The sequence below is a fragment of the uncultured Ruegeria sp. genome (assembly GCF_947489545.1).
Taxonomy (GTDB): Bacteria; Pseudomonadota; Alphaproteobacteria; order Rhodobacterales; family Rhodobacteraceae; genus Ruegeria.
In genome coordinates, this window is the sequence record NZ_CANLDZ010000007.1 from 111,926 (window position 1) to 136,201 (window position 24,276).

19 protein-coding genes and 1 pseudogene are annotated in these 24,276 nt (G+C 55.9%); 14 read left to right on the forward strand and 6 right to left on the reverse strand.

Annotation, left to right across the window (positions count from 1 at the left end; translation table 11 throughout):
• Window positions 1-64: 64 nt before the first annotated feature.
• A pseudogene (locus Q1B13_RS11935) lies at window positions 65-1,363 on the reverse strand (GH1 family beta-glucosidase); the annotation flags it as partial.
• Window positions 1,364-1,365: 2 nt separating this feature from the next.
• Entirely contained in the window at window positions 1,366-2,397 is a 1,032-nt protein-coding gene (locus Q1B13_RS11940; protein WP_299080306.1) for a LacI family DNA-binding transcriptional regulator, read from the reverse strand.
• Window positions 2,398-2,618: 221 nt separating this feature from the next.
• Here Q1B13_RS11940 and Q1B13_RS11945 point away from each other — a divergent pair, with 221 nt between their 5' ends.
• The 14 genes from Q1B13_RS11945 (at window position 2,619) to Q1B13_RS12010 (ending at window position 19,963) form a co-directional block, all read left to right on the forward strand.
• Window positions 2,619-3,977: an ABC transporter substrate-binding protein gene (locus tag Q1B13_RS11945; RefSeq protein WP_299080301.1), complete on the forward strand. Its 1,359-nt coding sequence runs from the start codon at window positions 2,619-2,621 to the stop codon at window positions 3,975-3,977.
• Window positions 3,978-4,034: 57 nt separating this feature from the next.
• Window positions 4,035-5,042 carry a carbohydrate ABC transporter permease gene (locus Q1B13_RS11950; protein WP_299080298.1) on the forward strand — a complete coding sequence of 336 codons (1,008 nt, stop codon included), beginning with the start codon at window positions 4,035-4,037 and terminating at the stop codon, window positions 5,040-5,042.
• 4 nt (window positions 5,043-5,046) lie between these two features.
• Window positions 5,047-6,195 carry a carbohydrate ABC transporter permease gene (locus tag Q1B13_RS11955; RefSeq protein WP_299080295.1) on the forward strand — a complete coding sequence of 383 codons (1,149 nt, stop codon included), beginning with the start codon at window positions 5,047-5,049 and terminating at the stop codon, window positions 6,193-6,195.
• 9 nt (window positions 6,196-6,204) lie between these two features.
• Window positions 6,205-7,860: an alpha-amylase family glycosyl hydrolase gene (locus Q1B13_RS11960; RefSeq protein WP_299080293.1), complete on the forward strand. Its 1,656-nt coding sequence runs from the start codon at window positions 6,205-6,207 to the stop codon at window positions 7,858-7,860.
• Window positions 7,861-7,863: 3 nt separating this feature from the next.
• The gene (locus Q1B13_RS11965; protein WP_299080290.1) at window positions 7,864-8,946 is read left to right on the forward strand and encodes an ABC transporter ATP-binding protein; all 1,083 of its coding nucleotides are present in this window, start codon (window positions 7,864-7,866) and stop codon (window positions 8,944-8,946) included.
• Between the two features lie 79 nt (window positions 8,947-9,025).
• On the forward strand, window positions 9,026-9,772 hold the full coding sequence (locus tag Q1B13_RS11970) for a sugar phosphate isomerase/epimerase (protein ID WP_299799811.1): 747 nt from the start codon (window positions 9,026-9,028) through the stop codon (window positions 9,770-9,772).
• Window positions 9,772-10,818: a LacI family transcriptional regulator gene (locus Q1B13_RS11975; protein ID WP_298935081.1), complete on the forward strand. Its 1,047-nt coding sequence runs from the start codon at window positions 9,772-9,774 to the stop codon at window positions 10,816-10,818. Before Q1B13_RS11970 ends, Q1B13_RS11975 begins: the two co-directional genes overlap by 1 nt.
• A 22-nt stretch (window positions 10,819-10,840) precedes the next feature.
• On the forward strand, window positions 10,841-11,590 hold the full coding sequence (locus Q1B13_RS11980) for a basic amino acid ABC transporter substrate-binding protein (protein WP_299080282.1): 750 nt from the start codon (window positions 10,841-10,843) through the stop codon (window positions 11,588-11,590).
• A 66-nt stretch (window positions 11,591-11,656) separates the two neighbouring features.
• Entirely contained in the window at window positions 11,657-13,303 is a 1,647-nt protein-coding gene (locus Q1B13_RS11985) for an amino acid ABC transporter permease (RefSeq protein WP_299080279.1), read from the forward strand.
• Window positions 13,300-15,291 carry a beta-galactosidase gene (locus tag Q1B13_RS11990; protein ID WP_299080274.1) on the forward strand — a complete coding sequence of 664 codons (1,992 nt, stop codon included), beginning with the start codon at window positions 13,300-13,302 and terminating at the stop codon, window positions 15,289-15,291. The genes Q1B13_RS11985 and Q1B13_RS11990 overlap by 4 nt, the downstream gene beginning before the upstream one ends.
• 124 nt (window positions 15,292-15,415) lie before the next feature.
• Window positions 15,416-16,540 (forward strand): extracellular solute-binding protein, encoded by a 1,125-nt coding sequence (locus Q1B13_RS11995; protein ID WP_298935077.1) that lies wholly within the window; start codon window positions 15,416-15,418, stop codon window positions 16,538-16,540.
• 117 nt (window positions 16,541-16,657) lie between these two features.
• A complete protein-coding gene (locus Q1B13_RS12000) occupies window positions 16,658-17,770 on the forward strand; it encodes an ABC transporter ATP-binding protein (protein ID WP_299080271.1) in 1,113 nt (370 codons plus the stop codon).
• A 13-nt stretch (window positions 17,771-17,783) separates the two neighbouring features.
• Window positions 17,784-18,704 (forward strand): ABC transporter permease, encoded by a 921-nt coding sequence (locus Q1B13_RS12005; protein WP_298935075.1) that lies wholly within the window; start codon window positions 17,784-17,786, stop codon window positions 18,702-18,704.
• A complete protein-coding gene (locus tag Q1B13_RS12010) occupies window positions 18,701-19,963 on the forward strand; it encodes an ABC transporter permease (RefSeq protein ID WP_299080268.1) in 1,263 nt (420 codons plus the stop codon). Before Q1B13_RS12005 ends, Q1B13_RS12010 begins: the two co-directional genes overlap by 4 nt.
• Before the next feature lie 40 nt (window positions 19,964-20,003).
• Here the strand turns inward: Q1B13_RS12010 and Q1B13_RS12015 are convergent, their stop codons facing one another.
• Genes Q1B13_RS12015 through Q1B13_RS12030 form a run of 4 tightly spaced genes read right to left on the reverse strand, consistent with a single transcriptional unit; the run spans window position 20,004 to window position 24,272 of the window.
• A complete protein-coding gene (locus Q1B13_RS12015; protein ID WP_299080265.1) occupies window positions 20,004-21,923 on the reverse strand; it encodes a beta-galactosidase in 1,920 nt (639 codons plus the stop codon).
• Window positions 21,920-22,780 carry an SMP-30/gluconolactonase/LRE family protein gene (locus Q1B13_RS12020; RefSeq protein ID WP_299080263.1) on the reverse strand — a complete coding sequence of 287 codons (861 nt, stop codon included), beginning with the start codon at window positions 22,778-22,780 and terminating at the stop codon, window positions 21,920-21,922. Before Q1B13_RS12020 ends, Q1B13_RS12015 begins: the two co-directional genes overlap by 4 nt.
• Window positions 22,777-23,382 (reverse strand): 2-dehydro-3-deoxy-6-phosphogalactonate aldolase, encoded by a 606-nt coding sequence (locus tag Q1B13_RS12025; protein WP_299080261.1) that lies wholly within the window; start codon window positions 23,380-23,382, stop codon window positions 22,777-22,779. Before Q1B13_RS12025 ends, Q1B13_RS12020 begins: the two co-directional genes overlap by 4 nt.
• On the reverse strand, window positions 23,379-24,272 hold the full coding sequence (locus Q1B13_RS12030) for a 2-dehydro-3-deoxygalactonokinase (RefSeq protein ID WP_299080258.1): 894 nt from the start codon (window positions 24,270-24,272) through the stop codon (window positions 23,379-23,381). The genes Q1B13_RS12025 and Q1B13_RS12030 overlap by 4 nt, the downstream gene beginning before the upstream one ends.
• Window positions 24,273-24,276 lie beyond the last annotated feature (4 nt).

Here is a 24,276-nt window from a genome sequence, read left to right on the forward strand (position 1 = left end):
TCCAGTGTTCATGAACCGAACCAGCAGGTTGTGCCAGAGCCAACGCGACGCGATCCGTTGTTTTGAGTGCGGACTTCAGCGCTTGGAAAGACGCTTTGGGTGTTCTTTCAAGAGTTTCAAAATCCACATCCACCAACCCAAAACGCTTTTCGTACCCGTAGGCCCATTCGTAGTTGTCGAGCAATGACCAGATAAAATAACCGTCGATCGGGACACCCTGGTCCAATGCGTCCTGAACGGCCGAAAAGTGCTGGTTTAGATAGTCGATACGGTCATCATCCTGCCGACGTTCCGGGCTGGCCATACCGTTTTCGGTAACGTAAATTGGCAGGTCGCCCGTGTATTCCTTCTGCGTCCGCGTCAGGAACCTGGTCAGAGCGGCTGGGTCGATTTCCCATCCCATTTGCGTTTTAGGCAGCGGACCCGGGACCTCTTTCAAGTTTGGCCAGGCCGTGTTTGCAGGGGCAATGAGTTTGCGGGTGTAGTAGTTCAACCCACACCAGTCGACGGGCGCACCAATGGTTTCAAAATCATTTTGCCAGCCAGAGGGCAGGTAAGGCGCCAGACCTTCCAGAACATTTTCGGGATAGGCTTTGTTGAACACGCCACCAAGGAAGAATCGATTGTAAATGCCGTCGTAGAGGTCTGCGGCGCGTCGTGCCTCAGCGCTGTTGTCCGCAGGTTCGGACCATTCAAGATTGAACACGGCGCCCAGATTTCCCATCCCAAGACCACGCATTGCCTGAATAGCGCTGCCATGGGCGAGCAATACATGGTGCATCGCGCGGGCTGCGGCCCGGATATCGCGCAGGCCGGGGGCGTGGTGCCCTTCAAAATGGCTCAGCCAGCTGACGCACCACGGCTCGTTGATCGGGGCAACGCTGTACATGCGATCGCCGATACGGCCCATTATGACTTCGGTGAAATCGGCAAACCAACCTGCAATATCCCGATTGCGCCAACCGCCAAGATCGGCGAGCGGAGAGGGGAGTTCCCAGTGGTAGAGGGTCGCACAGGGGCGGATGCCGCGCTCTAACAGCGCGTCAGCCAGGCGATCATAATAGTCCAGACCGGCCTGATTGACTTGACCGCGCCCCTCGGGCAGCACCCGCGCCCAACTTGTCGAAAACCGATAACAATCGAACCCGGCCTCGCGCACCAGATCAAAGTCTTCGGCAAACCGGTTCAGGTGGTCGCAGGCCAGATCGCCGTTTTCCCCTCGCACCACGTTGCCGGGCGATGCTGCAAACGTGTCCCAATGGGTCTGTCCGGCACCGCCTTGGGCATGCCCTTCAATCTGGTACGCAGAAGTTGCCACGCCAAAGAGGAAATCTTTGGGAAAGTCAGCGCGTGAGTATTTCATGTTCAGATCCTGTTGGGCGCGGGGCCAGTTGATCTGCCAACTACCAGTTCGGCTTCCAGCAATCTAGTTTTCGTAGGGTCGTCCGGAGATTGGATGCGCTCTATCAACATTTCGGCGGCCATTTCACCTGCATTGCGCACGGATGAGCGCGTTGCTGTAAAGATCGGAACATCCTGTCCATTCTTGAGATAAGACAGGTCATCGTCATGGGCGATCACCGACACATCCTTACCCATTTCCAGCCCACTTTCATCTAGTGCCCTCCGGACGCCGATGGCTGAAATCATTGAAGAACACAAAATAGCCGTGGGCGGGTTATCCAGCCCAAGCATGTCCCGGGTTTCATGGTGGCCATAAACCTCTGTCATCTCGGCGCTGCGCATCAGTTCAGGGTTGGGCGACAATCCGGCCTGACGCAAAGCTTCGAGAAACCCATCGCGGCGACGTTGTGCAAAATCCATGTCTTCAAGCCCGTTGATCAGAGCAATCCGGCGATGGCCAAGATCGATCAGGAACCGGGTCGCACGCAAAAACGAGCTTTTGTTGTTCACATCGATCCAGTCATACTGGCCGACTACTCCGGTCGAGCGGCCATGGACAATGAAGGGCACTGCCATACGCGTCAGAACCTCGATCCGGGGTTCATCTACCTTTGGGCCCTGCAGAACAACGCCGTCTACCGCGCCGCGCTGGAACAGGCTGCGATACGCTTCTTCAATCGACGTATCATCGGCATTGGTAAACATCATGTCATACCCATGCTCTGAGTATTTTTTTACGGCGCCGGCGACAAAATCTCCGAAGATCGGGTTAACCATTTCGTGCCTGGACGAGCTGGGAATCACATGACCGATCACCATGGATCGGCCAGTCGCCAAACCCTTGGCGCGGCTGTTTGGGCGATAACCGTGTTTTTGCGCTGCAGCCTGAACCCGCACCCGGGTATCCTCACTAACCTCAGGGTACCCGTTCAGCGCGCGGCTGACCGTTGTCTGCGAGAGGCCAAGAATTTCAGACAGCTGCTTTAGGTTCATCTTAGTATTCAAAGCGCCTTCAAATAGGGTTCAATTCTGTTTTGTGAGCAATTCTGTCGTGCGTCAACCTGTTTTGCCACCTTATCCTGAATTATTAATAGTTATGAGTTTTTCAAACAGATTGTTGACAGGAGCAAAATGTTAGCGGATAAAATCGCCAATCCAAAGCGCTTTGAATATTGAGTCTCATCAAGCGCAGGGTAACGTTGGGAGGAAGATTTATGAAACACGCGCTTTACGCAGGTGCGGCGACGCTCGCCTTGATGGCTGGGGCGGCTCAGGCAGAAGGCGAACTGCTTCATGCCGTCGGCGAAGGCAACTTTGATTGGGATGGATACAGTGCGTTTGCCGAGGCAAATGATCTGTCCGGCGAAAGTCTGACCATTTTCGGGCCATGGCTGGCGGGTGAAGGCAAGTCCTTTGAGAACCTGGTGGCCTATTTCGACGAAGCGACCGGCTCGAACTCCAGCTATGTCGGCTCGGACTCACTGGAGCAGCAGATCCTGATTGATGCTGCTGCCGGTTCCGCGCCGAACCTCACGGTGTTTCCACAGCCTGGTCTGGCTGCGAACATGGCGAGGAACGGTTATCTGACGCCACTGGCGGATGGTTCGGCTGATTGGATCAAAGACAATTTTGCTGCCGGCCAATCCTGGGTCGACCTGGGTACTTTTGAAAATGCCGAAGGAGCGGATGGCTTCTATGGGTTTTTCTTCAATGTGAACGTCAAATCTCTGGTCTGGTACAGCCCCGAGAATTTTGAAGATTTTGGGTATGAAGTGCCCGAAACGATGGAAGAATTCAAAGCGCTGATGGATCAGATGGTTGCGGACGGCGAAACGCCTTTGTGTGTTGGTCTTGCTTCGGGCGGCGCGACTGGGTGGCCAGCAACTGACTGGGTCGAGGACCTGATGCTGCGCACACAGCCACCAGAAGTTTACGACGATTGGGTGTCGAATGAGATGAAGTTCGACGATCCGCGTGTGATCGCTGTGATCGAGGAATATGGCACCTTCACACGCAACGATGATTACGTTGTTGGCGATGCGGATGATACTGCGGCCATCGACTTCCGTGACAGCCCCAAAGGTCTGTTCGACAGCCCGCCGGCATGTATGATGCACCGTCAGGCATCGTTCATTCCGGCATACTTCCCAGAAGGGACGGAATTGGGTGCGGATGCCGATTTCTTCTATTTCCCGGCATTTGCCGAAAAGGATCTGGGAACACCGGTTCTGGGGGCGGGGACGTTGTTTACGGTCACAAACCCCAATCCAGCGGCCGAGGCGTTCATGGAATTCCTGAAAACCCCCTTCGCGCATGAAATCATGATGGCGCAGGATGGTTTCCTGACACCACATCTCGGTGCAAATCCAGATAACTATTCGAACGACACGCAGCGCGGGCAGGGGGAAATCCTGACCAACGCGACGACGTTCCGGTTTGACGGCTCTGACCTGATGCCGGGCGCCGTGGGTGCAGGTACGTTCTGGACAGGAATGGTCGACTACTCCTCGGGTGCCAAAGATGCGGCAACCGTAGCCGGCGAAATCCAGTCTTCCTGGGACGCGGCGAAGTAAGCGCAGTTTGGGGGCAGCCGTTGGGCTGCCCTTCACCTCAAAACGGATGAGAGCGTCATGACACCGGCACTTCAGGGCCTGCTGACCATCGCCATTGGCGTGTCGGGTTGCGTGGGCTACTTCTACCTATCCAATCAGTTCATAGACAAAGTCTTGTTTCCGCCACACGGTCCTAACGCAGGTCGCAATATCAATCGCGCGAACATTATCCGCCCCTGGCTGTTCCTGTTCCCCGCGATGGCGGCCCTTGGCCTCTATCTGGCCTACCCGGTGGTCGAGACATTGCGCTTGTCCCTGACCGAGCGTGTTCCGGGTGGCAGCTATCGCTGGGTCGGCCTGGACAACTATGTTCAAATGGCAGCTGAGCCGAAGTTTTGGGAAGCGATGCGCAACAATATGTTGTGGCTGATCGTGGTGCCCGCGATGTCGACAGCATTCGGATTGCTGGTGGCGCAGCTGACCGACCGGATCAGGTGGGGCAATTTTGCAAAATCGCTGATCTTTATGCCGATGGCGATCTCTTTTGTCGGAGCATCAGTAATCTGGAAACTGGTTTATGACTCGCGACCTGCTGAGCAGGACCAGATTGGGATTTTGAACGCGCTCTACATCTTTTTCGGTGGAACCGACCCGCAGACGTGGTTGACCGTACCGTTCTGGAACAGCTTGTTTCTGATGGTTGTTTTGATCTGGATTCAAACCGGGTTTGCCATGGTTATCCTGTCGGCGGCATTGCGCGGTATCCCTGAGGAAACGATTGAAGCCGCGATCCTGGATGGCGCCAACCCGTTTCAGATCTTCTTCAAGATCAAGGTGCCGCAGATCAAGACGACCATTCTGGTGGTCTGGACGACGATCACGATCACCGTTCTCAAGGTTTTCGACATCGTCTTTGCCATGACCAATGGTCAGTGGGAGACGCAGGTGCTGGCCAACTACATGTATGACAAATTGTTCCGGGCCAACGATTGGGGTGTGGGTTCGGCCTCGGCCATGGTGATCATGTTGCTGGTGGCCCCAATCCTTGTCTGGAACGTGCGCAATGCGCGCAAGGAAATGGAGTAGGGGCATGAGCGATATTGCAGGAACCAAACCGGCGCTCAGGTGGGTTGTCCACGTCTCGGTCATCTTTTTGGTGGTGCTGTGGGTCGTGCCAACATTGGGGCTGTTGATCTCATCCTTCCGAACAGCGGATCAGATCGCAACCAGTGGTTGGTGGCGCTCGCTATTTCCGTCCGAGCAAAACCTGACCCTACGCAGTGCCGCGCCGGAAACGCAGGTGCTGGAAAACGGGGTTTATTTGATTGAAGGCCAGCTGTTTGGAGACGACCAGCAGGCCACAATCTCGAAATGGGGTATCAGCTCGCGCGATGTTGGCGCTTTTGAGCCGGGCCAAACGGCCGAGCTGCGCCGGGGTGGGACCATCACCGTGTCTGCCGACGGTGAATACCGCATGGAAAACACTGAGGAGTTCACGGGCAATCGCGGTCCGCGGATTTTCGTTACCGCTGAACTGCCACCCGAATTTACCTTCGATAACTACCAAAAGGTTCTTCTGGATCAGAGCAGTACGGACAGTATGGGCAAGGCGTTCTTCAATACGCTGACGGTGACGATCCCGGCGACGATTATCCCAATCCTCGTCGCGGCGTTTGCCGCCTATGCGCTTGCCTGGATGGATTTCCCTGGTCGGGCCTTGCTGATCGCAGCGGTCGTCGGATTGTTGGTCGTCCCACTTCAACTGGCGCTTATCCCTTTGCTGAAATTCCACCTGAATATCGGCATTGGCAAAGGCTATCTTGGTGTCTGGCTTGCCCATACCGGGTTTGGAATGCCCTTGGCGATCTATCTGTTACGCAATTACATGGCTGGATTGCCGCGTGATCTGATCGAAAACGCCCGCGTCGACGGTGCAACCGAGTTTCAGATTTTCACCAAACTCATCCTGCCCCTTAGCTTTCCAGCGCTCGCTTCATTCGCGATCTTCCAGTTCCTGTGGACTTGGAATGACCTGCTGGTGGCCAAAGTGTTCCTGATCGATGCGACGGGCCAGACCACAGTTATGACGAACCGCATTGTCGAGCTGTTGGGCACACGAGGCGGGAATTGGGAAATTCTGGCGACGGCGGCCTTTGTGTCGATCTTTGTGCCGCTGGTGGTCTTTTTCGCAATGCAAAAATACCTGGTCCGAGGCCTGTTGGCCGGATCTGTAAAGTAGAGGCGTCTGATGAACGTGCAGAACAACCTGAGTCAAACCAAAGCGACCAAACTGTCCTCTGATTGGTGGCATGGCGGGGTGATCTATCAGATCTATCCGCGCAGCTTTCAGGACAGTAATGGCGACGGGATTGGAGACCTGAAAGGCATCACTGAAAGGCTAGGCTACATCGCGTCACTGGGCGTCGATGCGATCTGGATTTCACCCTTTTTCAAGTCTCCGATGAAGGATTTCGGATACGATGTCAGCGATTACCGCGATGTTGACCCGATGTTCGGAACCCTTGATGATTTTCGCGATCTTCTGGACAAGGCGCACGCGCAGGGTTTGAAGGTTATGACCGATCTGGTGCTGTCACACACGTCGGATCAACACCCTTGGTTTAGCGAAAGCCGCAGCAGTCGAGAAAATCCAAAATCTGACTGGTTTGTCTGGGCTGATCCCAAACCAGATGGTACGCCGCCGAACAACTGGCTGTCCATCTTTGGCGGTTCGGCCTGGCAATGGGATTCCCGCAGACTGCAGTATTACCTTCACAACTTTCTGGCCTCGCAGCCTGATTTGAATTTTCACTGCACAGACGTGCAGGATGCATTGCTGGATGTCGCTCGGTTTTGGCTTGATATGGGTGTGGATGGGTTCCGACTGGATACCATCAATTTCTATTTTCACGACAAGTCGTTGCGCGACAATCCAGCGCTGCCTTTGGATCAGCGCAATGCGTCGATTGCCCCCGCCGTGAACCCATACAACCATCAGGATCACTTGTTCTCAAAGAGCCAACCTGAGAATATTGCCTTTCTCGAGCGGTTGCGCGCATTGACGGATGAATACGAAGGCCGGGCCTGTCTGGGTGAGGTCGGGGACGCACAGCGTGGTCTTGAGATCATGGGGGAATACACCACCGGCGACAAGCGCATGCATATGTGCTATGCCTTTGAATTTCTTGAAAAACGGGCACTAACCGCAAGCTACGCAAAGCAGGTTTTTGATCAGCTTGAGGCCAAAGCTGGTGATGCATGGCCATGCTGGGCCTTCTCTAACCACGATGTGCAGCGCCACGCCTCGCGGTGGAACCTGGATGATGCAGCCACCCGTCAATACCCAGTTTTGATGATGTGCCTGCGCGGGTCCGCATGCCTCTATCAAGGTGAGGAGCTTGGGTTGGGCGAAGCAGACGTTCCCTTCGAAAAACTGCAGGATCCCTACGGAATAGAATTCTGGCCCGAGTATAAAGGCCGCGATGGTTGTCGTACTCCTATGGTTTGGGCTGCGCAAGACGAGCAATCCGGGTTCAGCGTCGCAGAGCCCTGGCTGCCAGTCAGCGCTGTACAAGCCGAGAATGCGGTGGATCGGTTGGAAACAAATCCACACTCGATGTTGCACCACTATCGGCGCGCGATTGCACTGCGCCACGCGCATTCTGCGTTGGCGTCCGGAGCGCAGAAGGAAATGGCCCAGAACGGGCCTGTTCTAACCTTCTTGCGCGAGGACGCATTCGAGCAGATCTTTTGCGCATTCAACCTGGGCGGTGATCTAACAAACGTGGAGCTGCCCGATGGCAAATGGCGCGCCATAGGCCGGGATTTGGGTTCCGTCGAGGGCGCCAGCAACGTGATGCTGAATGCATCGCAGTTTTGCCTGATGGTCAGGGATAAGGGGTAAAGAATGTCTGAACTCAAACTCACAGATGTCGCCAAGTCCTATGGCCCGGTCGATGTTCTGAAACACATCAACCTCGATATTGATCAGGGCGAATTGATCGTCTTTGTGGGACCATCCGGCTGTGGCAAGTCCACATTGTTGCGGATGATCGCAGGATTGGAAAAGATTACCGGCGGATCGCTGGAAATCGAAGGTCAGGTCATGAACGATGTCCCGCCCGCACAGCGGGGCATCGCGATGGTGTTTCAAAGCTATGCCTTGTACCCGCACATGACCGTCCGGGAAAACATGGCGTTTGCACTGAAGATAGCCAACATGCCTACGTCCGAAATTGATGCAGGCGTTGATCGCGCCGCCCGCATTTTGCAACTTGAACCGTTTCTGGATCGCCTGCCCAAAGCACTGTCGGGCGGACAGCGGCAACGCGTTGCCATCGGACGCGCTATCGTGAGGGACCCGAAAGTTTATCTTTTTGACGAGCCGCTATCAAACCTCGACGCAGCCTTGCGCGTGGCAACGCGGATCGAGATTGCGCGCCTGAAGGAAGCAATGCCTGACAGCACCATGATCTACGTGACCCACGATCAGGTCGAGGCGATGACGCTGGCCAGCCGCATTGTCGTGCTCGCCAACAAGGGCATCGCTCAGGTGGGTACGCCGTTGGAACTGTACGAGACGCCAGACAACGAATTTGTTGCGCAGTTCATCGGGTCGCCTTCCATGAACCTGTTGCCGGGTCAGATCACTGAGACAGGGCAATTGACAACGGTGGCGCTGGAGAGCGGTGGGGTTGCGGTTTCCGCGGTCCCGACTGAGGCGAATGATCAAGGCAAACATGTCAATATCGGTGTCCGGCCCGAAGATCTCGTTATGACAGACAACAGTGCGATTCTTTCTGGGATGGTAGATTTTACCGAAGCCCTGGGAGAGGTCACCTTGTTGTATTTCGACAAAACCGAAGGTGCAGAATCTGTCATCGCCAAGTTGCCAGGGGTGCAAAGGGACCTGCGCGGGCAGACTGTTTCGGTCACGGCTGCGCCAGAAAAAGTCCATCTGTTTCACGATGGCTTGTCGATGCGGAAGTAGGAATTCGCAGATTTCACGTGGTGCTTGACAGCGCCGCCCTTGGTGTTTCACCATATTTGAAACGTTTCAATGGTGAATAATGCGAGTTTCAGCGCAGCTTTATACAGTTCGGCAATGCGGTGATCTTGCGCAGCAGTTGAAAATGGTAGCCGATGCCGGGTTTACCGATGTCGAAACCACGGGACTGCATCGTTTGTCGCCACCTCATATGGCTGACATTGTCCAAAAGTCTGGTCTTCGCGTCCGTTCCGCGCATTTTGATTGGGAAGAATTAGAAGACCGTTTCGACGATATCATCGAGGTAATGAACCTTCTGAATTGCGAGGTTGCCGTAATGCCCTGGCTTGCGCCTGAGGCGCGGCCCAGCACCGTCGAAGGATGGAGCGCGGTGTCCGGCCAGTTGTCCGAATGGGCGGATCAGTTGGCGGTTCACGACGTCAAGTTGGCCTACCACAATCACGATTTCGATCTGGTCGGGTGCCCCGGCCATTCTCCATTGGATCTGATTTTGGCGCAGGGAAACATTTATTTGCAGCCCGACATAGGCTGGCTTGTGGCGGCCGGGTTCGACCCTGTCAGTTTCATTCAATGCTATTCCGACCTTATTTTGTCGGTCCACGCCAAGGATGTTGATCCGACTCGTGTGGGTGATGAACGATGGCGTGACCTAGGCGATGGTGTGGTGGAATGGGCCGAGGTTCTGGCGGCGTTGGACGAGACAAATTGTTCCGATTTATTCGTGGAACATGACGAAACACCCGATCACCGGCGAACGCTGGAAACAGGCAAGTGGTTTCTGGAATCTCAATTGGTTAGAGCCGCTTGATGGCGCGGGCGACAATCAAATCGATTGCCGCCCGTACGGGTTATTCTGTTGGTACCGTTTCCAGCGCGCTGCGCGGGGCCAAATCCGTCAGGCGAGAGACTCGTGAGAAAATACAGAAAGTCGCTAACGAACTTGGATACCGGGTTAATCTGGACGGGTTGAAGCTCCGCACCAATAAATCTTATCACATCGCTGTTCTGGTTGGCGTTTCGATGGATGCGTCCGAAGAATGGGAAGGCGTGGAGTTTACCCGAATTCTATCCGGGATCTCCATCGCACTGCAAGGGTCACGATACCAGCTAAGCGTGTTTTCTGTGTCGGATATAGAAAGCGCGATTGTGACCCTACAGAGCATTGTTCACGAAGGGTTGGCGGATGGTGTCATTTTTTCAGGCACCCGGCGAAACGATCCTCGGATCGCGTATCTGCAGAAGCATGGTTTCCCCTTTGTTACTTACGGGATGAGCGATAGCCCCAAACCCCATCCCTTTGTGGATTTTGACAGTCAGGCAGCGGCATATGATGCCACCACACGACTGATCGATCTGGGGCACCGTCGTATTGCACTGATCAACCCGCCGGGCGATCTGATTTATGCAGCGCAACGAGAGAAAGGCTATTTAGATGCGCTGGCCGTAGGTGGCGTCAGCTTTGATTCTGAATTGATCTGCAATGGCCCGACCACTGCGCTTTTCGGGCGACAGGCTTTTCAAGCGCTGATGCAGGCACCAAACCGTGCAAGTGCCATCATTTGTGCAAACGAAGCAATGACATTGGGCGTGCTTTCAGCTGCAGCTGAAACAGGTGTTCAGGTCGGGCGTGATGTCGTTGTTATCTCGACTGACGACCTGCACCTCAGTCAGTATTTTGTGCCTCCGCCCAGCACGTACTACCTGCCGATTGTCGAAACCAGTCGTTTGCTGGGAGAGTTTATGTTGAAATCCTTGGACGGGGCGGATCCGTCCGAGACCCAGAAAAAGATCAGGGCCACCTTTATCGAGCGTCAACCTGACACGCCTGCGCCGCAAATGGCGCGAGCCAACTGATCCAACAAAGGAGAAACCGAATATGTTCAAGAAACTGCTAGCCGCCGCAACACTGGCCGCGATGACGGCTCCCGTGGCATATGCCGCCGATCTGGAAGGGCGCGTGCTGAAGATTGGCACAGATGCGACTTATCCCCCGATGGAAACTGTCGATGAAACCACTGGAGAGATCGTGGGCTTCGACGTGGATGTGATGAACGCCATCTGCGAGAAGGTGAATTGCGTTCCGAACTTCGTAAACACCGCCTGGGATGGGATATTTGCAGCCCTTCAGCAGGGCGAGTTTGATCTGGTGATCTCGGGCGTGTCGATCACGTCGGAACGCGAAGAGACCATGGATTTCTCGGAACCCTATATCATCGTCAGCCAGGCGATCCTACTGCAGGTCGATAACGGCGACATGACGCTGGATGACTTCAAAGCTGGTGGCCAAAAGCTGGCTGCCCAAACTGGCACCACCAACGCGCAGCTGGCAGAGGAAGTGGTCGGTCGCGAGAACGTAAGCCTGTACGACAACTTCTCGGCGGCCATTCTGGCGCTTCAGAACGCGGACGTACAGGGTGTGATCATCGATGGTACGTCCGCCGCTGCCTATGAACAGGAATTCGCAGGGGAGTTGACGGTCGGGATCACTGGCCTTCAATCCGATCCGCTTGGCATCGTTTTTCAGGAAGGTGACGCGACCGTTGATGCTATCAACGCTGGCCTGGCGGCGATCCAGGAAGACGGCACTCTGGATGCGCTGAAAGCCAAATACTGGGGCACCAACTGATCCTTTGATGCACTTACTGGCCTCGGCGGTAGATACTGCCGGGGTCTTGTCCCAGCGGAGATCCCCATGTCGCGCCTAAGCTCGATCCGCCCGAGCAACCTTGTGTTGCTCGCTGCTGCCCCGTTCATCATTTACCTGTTTGCCACGTCGTCCAAATATTTGCGGTCTCTGATTGCCATACTCGGTATCGGCAACAACGCTGGGCCTATCTTTATCGGTTTCTTGTTGATTCTGGCAGCCGCTATCCTGGGCTATCTCTGTGCCCGGTACGCGCGGTTTCAAACACATGCGCCTGCTTGGTTACGCCTGTCTGCGCTGGCCGCATTTCCTGCAGCGGTCGCATTGTCGATATTGGGTTTTGTCCAACCGCAGGTGCTGATGCCCTTTGCTGAGTCAGTGTTTTTCCATTCACTCAGCGAGAACACGTCAACCTTGATTGATCGGTCCAATCAGACCTGGGTTCTGTTGCCTGACGTGGTCGCACAGGTGCAAACCGGTTTGCAGATTCTATTGGCGGCGTATGCAGTGGTCATTGCACTTTGTCTGGTTTCAGCGCGCCTGATGGTCCCGTTTCGCGGATACATACGGCTAGGGTTCGAAGTTTTGACCGGCGGGCTTTTATTCTATTTAATGTTCATGGCCCATTGGCAATTTGCCACTGGCGTCGCAATCACATTCCGCGCGGCGATTTTCGCCTACATCTTTGCGGCCATCCTTGGTCTGATCTGGGTCGGGCTACAATCCTTCAAGCCTAAGGCGCGGACGACAGTCACTTATGGCTCGATTAGTCTGGCTTTGTTGGCGATCTCAGCGTTTTTTTTCATGCAGCCTCAGGTTAACTACGCGCTGGTCGGCAGCACTGAAGCGCGTATTGCCATTGTGCGGGGCACTCCGCAAGCGCAAGCGGATTTGATCCGCTTCGGCGAATTCGACGGCGGCGGTGAACGACAATACAAAATCCGCAGCGCGACCGATGCGGCAAGCGCTCTAGAACAGATCGAGACCGTTGACAGCGTGTCGGGTGCCTTTGTCCCGGTCGAAGCCAATACCCAGGGGTATCCGGTTCTGTGGCAAACAAGCTTTCTGCCGGACAAGTATCGCAATCCTGCTTTAGCATTTGCTGTCTTTGGATTTCTCCTGCTCACTTTGACCATCGGGGGTGCTCAGCACAAATTGCACCCCTTGGCCGTTGGGGCCGAGTTTTTCGTGGACACGATACGCGGCATTCCGATGCTGGTGATTATCCTCTATATCGGTTTGCCGCTGGCGGGTGCGGTCAAGGATGCGACCGGTGGCGGCATCGACATGACCAACATGACCCGTGGGATCATCGCCATCTCCGTGGGCTATTCGGCTTATATGGCCGAGATCTTTCGATCCGGTATCGAGGCCATCCCAAAAGGCCAGCTTGAGGCGGGCAGTTCGCTGGGTCTATCCCGCTGGCAAACTGCGCGTCTGATTGTGCTGCCGCAAGCGCTGCGGATTGTTACGCCACCCTTGGGCAATGAATTCATTGCGATGATCAAAGACACCTCGCTGTTGTCCATCCTGTCGGTGCGCGACATGACCCAACGAATGCGCGAATTTCAGGCCGCTAGCTTTCTGCCTTTCGCGCCCTTCAATACCGCGGCGATCTTGTATGTCGTGATCACACTCGCCTGTGCCAGCTTTCTGAAATGGATCGAACGGCGCGCGGCAAAGGACGACCGATGAGCAAGCTTGAGCTGGGGGTTTGCTACTACCCCGAACAATGGGACCCATCGCGGTGGAGGGACGACGCTGCGCGGATGGTGGACATGGGTCTGGATTGGGTACGGATTGCCGAATTCACCTGGGGTCTGATCGAACCTGAACGCGGGCGTTTTGAATGGGGATGGCTGGATAAGGTGATCGGGATCCTGGGTGAGGCTGGTCTGCGGGTCATGATGTCGACCCCAACGGCCGCGCCGCCCAAATGGCTGGTCGATGAACATCCCGAAATTCTGCCCGTTGGTCCGGACGGGCAGGTGCGGGGGTTTGGCTCTCGCCGGCATTATTGTTTTTCAAGTGACGTCTATCTGGCCGAGGCGTGCCGGATAGCTACTGAATATGCCCGTCGCTACGGTCAAAACCCATATGTGAAAGCTTGGCAGATCGACAACGAATACAACGATCACGAAACGGTGCTCAGTTATTCCGATGTGGCAAGGCAGGGTTTTCGCCGCTGGCTGGCTGATCGCTACCGCTCGATCGATGTTCTGAACGAGACGTGGGGAACAGTGTTCTGGGGCTCGAGCTATTCAGGCTTCGATCAAATTGAGTTGCCCAATGGATTGGTTGCGTCGCCGAACCCGACCCAATCGCTCGATTTCAGGCGATATTCTTCGGACCGGGTCCGACTGTTCAGTAAAGCGCAGGCTGATATCCTGCGTGACCACTCGCCGGGTCGCGATATCACTCATAACTTCATGGCGGGCAGTTTCGAGTTTGATCACCATGATGTCGCCACCGATCTGGATGTTGTGGGGTTTGATAGCTACCCGTTGGGAAATCTGCTGGGCTCTGGGTTGAGTGATCAGAAAAAACACCGCTATCTGCGAACAGGCGCACCGGATTATCAGGGGTTTCACTGTGATCTTTATCGGTCACAAGGGCGCGGGCGTATGTGGGTTCTGGAACAGCAGCCGGGGCCGGTGGATTGGGCCGAGAAAAACCCATCACCGGCAGAAGGTATGGTGCGGCTTTGGACCTGGGCGGCCTATGCGCATGGCGCAGAGGCGGTGATGTTCTTCCGCTGGCGGCAGGCAAAATCTGCGCAAGAGCAATTTCACACCGCATTGTTCCGCTCAGACGATAGCCCGGATCAGGCGGCCACAGAACTGAAGCAGATTGTGCTAGACCGGGCTGCTTTGCCGCCGACCAAGCGGGGCAAAGCGGCAGTCGCAATGCTGCTGGACTATGCTTCTATCTGGGCGGCGGACGTCCTGCCGCATGATGACAGTTTTCCAAATGCTCAGATCGTTCGTGACTGGTATGCGGCGCTGCGCGAGATGGGTGTCGATCTGGATTTTGTTGGTCCCGAGGATGACTTGAGCGGGTATGCTCTGATCGTTCTACCTCAAAGCATGATTGTCACGCAGCAACTCGCTTCTCGTTTGACTGCGACGCAGGCGAAACTTCTGATTGGTGCGCGATCCGGCAGTATGACATCCGACATGCACACGCCTCCCAATCTGGCACCGGGCACGTTAGCGGATCTGACCGGAGTTCGCGTGTTACGGGTCGAATCACTGCCCGAACTGGCGAATGAAACTGTGCTTTTTTTGGGGAACACGCCACTTGGGTTCACAGGCTGGCGCGAAGTTGTAGACACGGATCAGGACGTAATCGGCCGTTTCATCAGTGATTATTGCGATGGCAGCCCTGCTGTGATCCGTTCCAAAAAGGCAACGTATCTGGCCATGGTGCCGGGGCAGGACCTGTTGCGACAGGTGCTACGAAACGCATTGGAATGGGCGGGTATCAGCCCTGCGGACCATGGGCCCGATCTGCGTATTACGCGGCGTGGTGGCTTAGGTTTCGCCTTCAATTTTGGGACAAGTGCCCTGCTCCTTCCGAGCAATGGCGGGCGCAAGATATTGGTTGGATCAGACCCTGTTATGCCCCGGGATGTAACGGTCTGGAAAGAAGATGTAAGGCCGGATCAAACCGCTGCAAAATAAACGCAAAACAAAAACTGGACCTAAGAATTCTACAATCTGTCACTTTCGGGCTGACGAACTCGTGCAGAAAGTCCTACAATCAAAACATAACAAAAAACTTCAGTCCAATATCGGGAGAAAACAAATGGCTGACAGAAAAACACTTTCCAGACGATCTGTCCTAAAAAGTGCAGGTGCCGCCGCCTTGGCAGCACCGCTCTACAGCAAGAGCGCTTTGGCATCGTCGGGTGAAATCAACATCTTGATGTGGTCGGATTATCTTCCGCCCGCGTTCATCCAAGAGTTTGAAACCCTGACCGGAATCAAGGTGAACTACACCGGTATCGGTTCGAACGAAGAAATCATCAACAAGATGAAGGCCACCAAGGGCCAGGGCTTTGACATTGTCTCGCCCACCAACAACCGCTCGCTTCAGTGGGGGCCGTTGGAGCTGCTCCAGCCATTCGACATGAACAAGGTTCCGATCGATCTGGTGAACCCGGCGATGGCCAAAATCGGTACGGATGCTTGGAACTTTGGCGATAGCGGCGCACATTGGTTGCCGCATATCTGGGGAACCGAAGGCATCGCATACCGCACCGACCTGTGGCTGCCGGAAGGCGACGCGCCGTCTTATGGCGACGTTTGGGCCGAAGCGAACGCAGGAAAAACCATGGGTCGCGCGCATTCGATGATGCTGGGCGCGGGTCTGTACATGGAAAGCGCGGGCGAGATGGAGCCTGGTTCTGTCTGGGCGGCCTACGGTGACGAAGACACCATGCGTAAGGTCTGGGGTCAGATCACTGACTGGTGTGTTGAGCGCAAAAACCGGATCAAGTTGATCTGGAATGATGCTGACACACAGAAAAACGGCTTGCTGAACGAGGGCGTGATTGTCGGCCAGACATGGGATGGCCCACCGCTGGCTCTGAAATCTGCTGGTGAGCCGGTGCACTATCAGGCCCCGGTCGAAGGTGCGATGGCTTGGGTTGACGGTATTTCGATGCCCACCGGCGCGACCAATATCGATCAGGTCTATGCCTTTATCGACTTTGCCTATCAGGCCAAACCGGCCGGTGTCGCGATCGACAGCCACGGCTACAACTCACCTGTTCTGGGTGCCGATCAGTATTCCGGCGATACCTACAAGAAGAACTTTGCCGAAGCCTATCCGGGCGACTCGCTGGCGAACCTGAACCCATGGCCCGCCGAGGCGCCTTGGTACGCTGAAACCCGGACCGAGTTCGTCAACAAGTTCAAAAGCGCCTGATCGCTTAGAACCTAAGCCCCTCGCCATGGCGCGAGGGGCAATTCACCCGCACGCCGCCCAGGCGTGACGGCAAATGTTATGGTGCGGCCTAGAACCGTGCCTCAGGGGGATGCCAAAATGAGTGCAGGGGTCGGCGTAGATCTGGAAAACCTTTGGATCCGTTTCGGTGACTTTGTCGCTGTGCGCGATGCAAATGTGAACGTAAACGGTGGCGAGTTCTTTTCGTTCCTTGGTCCTTCGGGCTGCGGTAAGACAACGATCCTGCGCGCAGTGTCCGGCTTTCTTGATCCCAGTGAGGGCAACGTCCTGATCGGCGGCAAGAACATGAAAGGGATTGGACCAAACAAACGTCCGACAGCGCTGATCTTCCAGAACCTTGCTTTGTTCCCGCTGATGAAAATCTGGGAAAACATTACCTTCTCGATGGAAATCAACGGGGCCAGCGCCGCGCAACGTCGAAAACGTGCGGATGAGTTGTTGGATATGATTGCGCTGCCGGGGCAGGGTGACAAGTTGCCCAGCGAATTGTCAGGCGGTCAACGTCAGCGGGTCGCAATTGCGCGTGCGCTTTGCGCCGAACCTGATGTTTTGCTGCTGGATGAGCCGCTGTCGGCACTGGATCTGAAGCTGCGTCAGCATATGCGGACCGAACTGCGCGAAATCCAACAGCGGGTCGGCATTACGTTCATTTACATCACGCACGATCAGGGTGAGGCCCTGACCATGTCCGACAGTATTGCGGTCATGCGGGCGGGGGTGATCGACCAGATCGCCGACGGAAAAACGATATACAACGACCCCAACACTGCATTTGCGGCTTCATTTGTGGGCGAAAACAACGTCTTCCGAGGTAAGGTCAAAAAGGTCATGGACAACGAGGTCCTGATTTCGACCAACCGCTCTGGCGATTTGGTGGCTCGGGTGTCCACCGCCAATCAGGGCAAGATGAGCGAAGGCGACGCCGCCATGATGTTTATCCGCCCCGAGGCGTTCACAATCGCGCCGACCGGAGCAGCCGGCGACCATTTCGTCACCGCCCGCGTCAACCATGAAGAATTCGAAGGCAACGCCTTCAATATTTTCACCGAAGGTGAAGGCGGCAAAGAGATCAAGGTCTCGATCCCGAACCACGGTCAATCCTTTGAAGATCACACCGGTCAGAACATCACGCTGGAATACGAAACCCGCAATGCGGTGGCCGTTCCTGCGGGTGAGCTGGCAGCAGAATAGGGAGGCCAAAGATATGCCCGGCTTCCTAAAGGAGTTTTTCAACCGCAACGGCATTGGTATGGGGGCGGCGATCCTGGGTTTCGTCCTGTTCTGGACGATTGGCCTGATCATCCTGCCACAGCTGTCGATGCTCGACTTTTCTTTCCGCCCAAACTTGCCGCCCCCTGAGATTGGCGGGCCGAAGGACGTCTATACGCTCGAAAACTACAAGTATCTGGTCTTTGGCCCTGAAGGCGGTAGTCAGGACTACAACACCGTCGATCTTCGAGTGTTTTTCCGTACATTGGTTGCTGCGGTCTGCGTCACGATCTTCAACCTGATCATCTGTTATCCGATCGCCTATTATCTTGGTCAGACCGAAGGCAGCCATATCCGCATTTTTGCGATCATGCTGATCATCCCGTATTGGATCAACGAGATCCTGCGTGCCTTTGCCTTGCGGATCATCTTTGGCGAAACGGGTGTTCTCAACACGCTGTTTGTGGGGCTTGGGGTCTGGGATGTGCCGTTTGATTTCATCCGCAACGACATCGCGCTATATGCGGGGTTGGGCTATGCCTACATCCTGCTGATGATTTTCCCGATGTATAACGTGATTGAAAGTCTGGATAGAAACCAGATCGAAGCCGCACGGGATTTGGGTGCACCATGGTGGCGGATCCATTGGCGCGTGGTCATTCCTTATGCCAAACCGGGCATCAGTTCGGGCTGTACGATGGTCTTCATGCTCAGCGCGGGTGCGCTTGCTGCCCCCCAAATTCTGGGCGGGCCCTCAAGTCTGTGGTTCACACAACTGATCTATCAACAGTTCAACGACAACAATGATTGGCCACAAGGCGCCGCCTACGCCATCGTGCTGCTGGTGACCTGTATCCTGTTCGTGCTGGCCGTCATGCGCCTGTTCAAGGTGAACATGGGGGATATCGGGAAATGAATAATTCCTTCCTCCGTATAAGCATATGGGTCTATCTGGCGATCTTCTTCGCCTACCTGCTGGGCCCGCTGGTCATCATGTCGGTCACGGCCTTCAACTCTTCGGGCTTCCCAAGGATGAGCCCCTGGGAATGTCTGACCTTCCAGTGGTTCGGAGAGTTGTTTCAGGATCAGCGTATTTTGAACGGCATCAAGAACTCGCTGATTATTGGGGCTGGTACGGTGGTTCTGTCCGTCGCGATGGGCCTGGCCGGGGCTCTGATGCTGACGCAGATATGGCCGAAGCTGCGTGCCACGTACTACACAATCATCATCGCGCCGATCCTGATCCCGGGTGTTGTTCTGGGTATCTCGACCCTGGTCTTTTGGGATCGGATCAATCGGATGCTCGGGCTGGGTGCTGACAGTTTCCTGTCAAACGGCATCTTTCTGACGGTGATTGGCCAGTCCACCTTTATCGCCAGCTATTGCATGCTGGTGTTGGTGGCCCGTTTGCAGCGGTATGACATGGCGCTGACCGAGGCCGCATTGGACCTTGGCGCGACCCATGCGCAAGCGTTCCGCAAGATCATGCTGCCGTTTATGCGCCCTGCCATCGCGTCAGCCGCAGTGCTGGCATTTCTCGCATCGTTTGAGAACTACAACACCACCACCTTCACCTTTGGGGAATACCCGACGCTGACGATCGAACTGGCGCAGAAGGTTCGCTATGGCATCACGCCTGCGATTTCAGCGCTGGCTTTCATCATTGTGGCATTGACGGTATTCTTTGCCTTGCTGAACGAAGCCAAGTTGAAACGTCAGGAACTGGTCGCCGCGGCGCGCAAAGAGGCTACGGTCGAAGAACTCGCTGGAAAGATCAGACTGCCCAGCTTTTTCGCGGGGAACATGGCCGCAGTTCTGTTGGTTGTGTTTGCTGTGGCGACGATCACAGTGGTTGGTACGGCAACCGCATACAACCCGGCGCAGTGTATCGCAGATGTGCGCGAGCAAAAGCAGCTTGAAGCTGAACAGCGCATTCAGGAGCTGCGCAAGCAGCGCGAAGAACGGCGCAAGCAGCAAGAGGCCCAGGAAGCTGAACAGGGCGAGGCGCAATCTGCTCCGAAACCATCCAACAATAGCGGCTTTGGCAACGTGTTTGCACCGAATTCGTTGGGTGGTGATGGCGACGACGGTGCATCCGATAGTGAAAGCGAACCCTCTAACAACGGCGGTTTCGGAGGGGTCTTTGACCCCAACAGCCTGCAAAGTGATCAGTAGCTTTTAGCTACTCAAGCTTCTGCGTCTGCCCGGTAAGAACTCAGGTTTTACCGGGCAGATTGCGCTGTAAGATAGCGACATCACAGCCTTGGATCACGCGCCCGTTCCAATCGACGGGATGCGCATTGTAATTGATCAGAAAGTCATGGTCCGCAGTTTCGCGTCGACGCAGACCCGCTGGCATCGCATTAACGGTCAATTCGGTTGCCTTTGCGGCCATGGCAATAATACGATCCCAAAGCGCCTCGTTCGGGGACCCCGCCAGATACCAGATACCATCCGTGCCTTTCAGTGCGGCGGTTGAATCTGCGAAGGACAGCAGGTTTGGGGCATCGCCTGACAGCCGGTCAATCCAGTGCTCGGCCGCACCACCGCCATCGACCGGGCGCGTTACATTTGGCGGTAGAGTTTCTACCAGATCAACATGGCAATCCAACCCCGACAGGCCGGGGCGTCCCGGTTCGGGAATTTGAAAGTCATGGGTTATTGCTCCGGCTCTTGGCCCGAGAATTGCCAGGTCGCAGCCTTCCATCAGCCTCTGCTCGAAATCGCGGTCCACCGTCGCCAGGCCGGGTGCAAAGATCACGGCGTAACCGCTTTTGGGAATGTCCGTGGTCGAAAGGAAGTCCACTGAGAACCCAGCGCGCCGCAGCGCTCGGTAGGTCGAGAGAACCAGTTCGAAATAGTCGAAGCCGGCCCCTTGCGGTTGGGTTGCCCAGGCCCAGTCCGAGGCATAGTCGAACACGATTGCCACCTTTGCCCGTGCCTGCTCGACGGTGCCAAGTTTCGCCAAGTCATCAGCGGTCTGGCGTGCTTCGGCCAGCGCTGGGGCAGGGCGGTTGTCTGGCGCCAACAGTCCCGCATGCATCTGCTCTTGTGCAAATGGCGCCTGCCGCCAGCGAAAATAGCTGACCACTTCAGCCCCGTGCGCAACCGCTTCAAGTGACCAAAGGCGTACTATCCCAGGCAGGGGCGCAGGGTTGTAAGGGGCCCAGTTAACCGGCCCGGGTTGCTGTTCCATCACCCACCAACGGCCACGCCCGACAGCGCGGTACAGATCATGGTGAAACGCCTGCATGTCCGGGTCACCCTGTTGTAGAAACGCTGTTTTATGCGCCTCATCTGCCTGCAGTCGATCAGACAGGAACCCAATCGGATAGCTGTCCCATGTGGCGATATCCAGATCGGCGCCAACCTCGAAATGGTCGAATTCCAGCGTACGACCCATGTAGTTGTGTAGTAGCGGGGCATCTGTCAAAGGGCGCAGAACATCCACCTGCGCCTTGTTAAACGCCACCACCTGATCCGAGCTAAAGCGGCGGAAGGCCAGCACATGTGCCGGGTTGGGATCGGTCACAGTGAAGTTGGGAAGATCAATCTGATCGAAACTGTTGTACTCCATCGACCAGAAGACATTGCCCCATGCTTCGTTCAGGGCTGCAATGGTTTGGTATTGAGTTGCCAACCAGCTTTGAAACGCCTGCAGGGCTGAGGGGCTGTAACTGATGGTGGTGTCGTGGCAGCCATATTCGTTGTCAATCTGCCAGGCGGCAACATGCGGATTTCGCCCATAGCGTTCGCCCATGATCCGCGCAATCCGCGCGCATTCATCGATGTAACCCTGATGGCTAAAGCAATAGTGGCGTCGCGATCCAAATTTACGCGCGTTCCCCTGTTCATCCACCGCCAACATATCCGGATGCTTGTCCAGAACCCATCTGGGTGGCGTCGCCGTGGGTGTGCCCAGCACAACCTTCAATCCAGCTGCGCCAAGCGTTTCGATGGCGCGGTCCAGCCAGTCAAATTGCAGATCGCCGGGGCGCGGTTCCATCCGGCTCCAGCTGAATTCACCAATCCGGACCCATGACAGGCCGGTTTCGACCATGCGTGCGGCATCTTCCGACCACATCGCCTCTGGCCAATGTTCGGGGTAGTAGCAAACGCCAAGTTCTGGCTTCATAAGATGACTCTGTGTTCTGCCCGACCCCGCCCTGCATTTTCGTGGGCAAAGGTCATTCCGTTGGTAGGTTGTGTTTCAATCTCATTTGCACTTAGCCCTTCACGCGCGGTCGTACAAAAGAGTGTTGTCAAATCTGCGCCGCCAAATGCCGGGCACGAAGTATGGGATGCTTCAAAGGTAACAGCGCGAAGGAAGTACCCTTCGGGGCTGTAGATCGCAACCCGCCCCACGCCCCATTGCGCGATCCAGATGTTGCCCTGTGCGTCGATCACAGCGCCATCGGGATTCAGGCCTTCATCACGTAAGTCGAGAAAGACGGTGCTGTCCCCGTCAGGCCATCCTGTTTCCGCGTTCAAATCCCAGCGCATGACTAACCGGGTGCGCGTATCACAGAAATAGGCGCAAGAACGATCCGGCGCGAAGCAAATTGCATTTGAGATAGTCACATCGGGTACCAGACGACGCAACTCACCCCGCCAGTACCGATAAATTGAGCCAGCGCCGGGTTCTGCCTGTTTGCCCATGGTTCCAATCCAGAACCCCCCCCACGGATCAGCGCGCCCGTCATTGGACCGGGTCACCGGGTTATCAGCCTCAAGCGGGGTAACCGATACCTTCTTTCCCGTTGGCAGTTCAAACTGCCAAAGCCCGGTTTCCGAGGCGACCAGAAGCGTGTCGCGATCAATCCAACCTGCGGCTGAGACATGTTCAGGAAAGTCCCAGCTTTGTTGCTCGTCGCTCGTGCGGGTCATCAGGCGCTTGCCAACAATGTCGAACCAGAACAGCTGCTGCCTTTCGGGGTGCCATAGCGGCCCTTCGCCCAACTGACAGGGGCGGTCGTCAAAGACCGTGCTCATTTTGCGGCCTCATCATAGGCCGCTACAATCTTTGCAGCCCGGTCTGCGATCTCAGCGACCTGCATGCCTGGTTTATAAAGCGCGGATCCAATACCAAAGCCATCGGCACCAGCCTTGATCCATTGACCAAAGTTCTCTGGTCCGGCGCCACCCACGGCAAACACAAGCGCACCAGTCGGCAATACCGGGCGCAGCGCCGCCAAGCCCGAAGGGCCAGCCATAACACCAGGGAACAGTTTCAATCCTGTGGCACCAGCTTTCAGCGCGGCAAGCGCTTCGGTGGGTGTGTAGATACCCGGCCAACTTTGCATGTTCAGCGCGACGGTACGGCCGATCACATCCGCATCATAGTTTGGTGAGACGATCAGCTTGCCGCCAACACTCGAAACGGCCTCGACCTGTTCGGGTATCAGCACAGTGCCCGCGCCGATCAGTGAACGATCTCCAAACGCCTCTGCCAGCAAACCAATACTTGTCAGCGGGTCGGGTGAGTTCAAGGGTACTTCGATCCGGTCGATTCCGGCGTCAATCACGGCGCGTCCAACAGCTTCGGCTTCGGATGGTTGCAATCCGCGCAGGATGGCGATGATAGGACGGCTCATGCGGTTTGCCTCGTCAGGTTCCGGGCCAGTGAGAGGCCTGCCAGAGTGGTTTGTGTGGCGTTCGCGGTTTCGACAACAGCGCCTTGTTGTTGCAGGGCCTTCGCATAGATGTGTGACACCTCGTCCGCGCCAATTGTGGCCAGTTGCTGTCCCAGCCAATAGGGTCGGGTGGCGGCCAGCTCCGCACCGATCAACAGGCCAGACAGCTTTGCGCGTGCGACGCCTGCGTCCTGACCCTGCAACAGATCGGCGGCGCGTAAGCCAAATAACCGGGCAGCCAGTTGTTCGGGCTTGGATAAGGTGTTCGCAACTGCATCTGCAAAAGCGTCCTCGTCCCAGCCGTCTGCGACCGAATGCTTCAGGACGGACTGACCGCGCAACAGTTCGAACAATTCACCTGTCATGAAGGTGCGGAAACTTATGACTTCTCCAGCGCTGATCTGCACCCATTTGGTATGCGTTCCCGGCAGGCAGAGAACGCCATCCCAGTTCGGCCGCGTGGCCAAAAAACCCGCAATCTGGGTTTCTTCACCACGCATGACATCGGGCGGGTTGTTCTGTTTGAGGCCGGGCACAACAAACGCACGAATGCGCGAGTCCGTATTGGGAACGCGGATGGGGACTGTTGGAACCGGGGTCGAAGGAACGGCAGAGTAGGGTGCTTCGACCCATCCCTGCCGCGCGCCAACCATCCCGCATGCCATCACGTCAACGGGGCCAGAACCCAACCAGCCACCTATGAGGTCCAACAGGGCCGTTTGGAAATCCCCTCCGGCCAATCGTGCCATACCGCGGTCTGATTTCGCCTGATCCAATACGGCTTCGCCCTGCATGGCCCAGACCCGTAGGTGCGACGTTCCCCAATCGGCGGCGATCCATTCTGTGTTCATGACA

Coding starts and splice junctions, on each gene's coding strand:
- Q1B13_RS11940 (WP_299080306.1), bottom strand. CDS start 2,397: ATGAACCTAAAGCAGCTGTCTGAAATTCTTGGCCTCTCGCAGACAACG.
- Q1B13_RS11945 (WP_299080301.1), top strand. CDS start 2,619: ATGAAACACGCGCTTTACGCAGGTGCGGCGACGCTCGCCTTGATGGCT.
- Q1B13_RS11950 (WP_299080298.1), top strand. CDS start 4,035: ATGACACCGGCACTTCAGGGCCTGCTGACCATCGCCATTGGCGTGTCG.
- Q1B13_RS11955 (WP_299080295.1), top strand. CDS start 5,047: ATGAGCGATATTGCAGGAACCAAACCGGCGCTCAGGTGGGTTGTCCAC.
- Q1B13_RS11960 (WP_299080293.1), top strand. CDS start 6,205: ATGAACGTGCAGAACAACCTGAGTCAAACCAAAGCGACCAAACTGTCC.
- Q1B13_RS11965 (WP_299080290.1), top strand. CDS start 7,864: ATGTCTGAACTCAAACTCACAGATGTCGCCAAGTCCTATGGCCCGGTC.
- Q1B13_RS11970 (WP_299799811.1), top strand. CDS start 9,026: ATGCGAGTTTCAGCGCAGCTTTATACAGTTCGGCAATGCGGTGATCTT.
- Q1B13_RS11975 (WP_298935081.1), top strand. CDS start 9,772: ATGGCGCGGGCGACAATCAAATCGATTGCCGCCCGTACGGGTTATTCT.
- Q1B13_RS11980 (WP_299080282.1), top strand. CDS start 10,841: ATGTTCAAGAAACTGCTAGCCGCCGCAACACTGGCCGCGATGACGGCT.
- Q1B13_RS11985 (WP_299080279.1), top strand. CDS start 11,657: ATGTCGCGCCTAAGCTCGATCCGCCCGAGCAACCTTGTGTTGCTCGCT.
- Q1B13_RS11990 (WP_299080274.1), top strand. CDS start 13,300: ATGAGCAAGCTTGAGCTGGGGGTTTGCTACTACCCCGAACAATGGGAC.
- Q1B13_RS11995 (WP_298935077.1), top strand. CDS start 15,416: ATGGCTGACAGAAAAACACTTTCCAGACGATCTGTCCTAAAAAGTGCA.
- Q1B13_RS12000 (WP_299080271.1), top strand. CDS start 16,658: ATGAGTGCAGGGGTCGGCGTAGATCTGGAAAACCTTTGGATCCGTTTC.
- Q1B13_RS12005 (WP_298935075.1), top strand. CDS start 17,784: ATGCCCGGCTTCCTAAAGGAGTTTTTCAACCGCAACGGCATTGGTATG.
- Q1B13_RS12010 (WP_299080268.1), top strand. CDS start 18,701: ATGAATAATTCCTTCCTCCGTATAAGCATATGGGTCTATCTGGCGATC.
- Q1B13_RS12015 (WP_299080265.1), bottom strand. CDS start 21,923: ATGAAGCCAGAACTTGGCGTTTGCTACTACCCCGAACATTGGCCAGAG.
- Q1B13_RS12020 (WP_299080263.1), bottom strand. CDS start 22,780: ATGAGCACGGTCTTTGACGACCGCCCCTGTCAGTTGGGCGAAGGGCCG.
- Q1B13_RS12025 (WP_299080261.1), bottom strand. CDS start 23,382: ATGAGCCGTCCTATCATCGCCATCCTGCGCGGATTGCAACCATCCGAA.
- Q1B13_RS12030 (WP_299080258.1), bottom strand. CDS start 24,272: ATGAACACAGAATGGATCGCCGCCGATTGGGGAACGTCGCACCTACGG.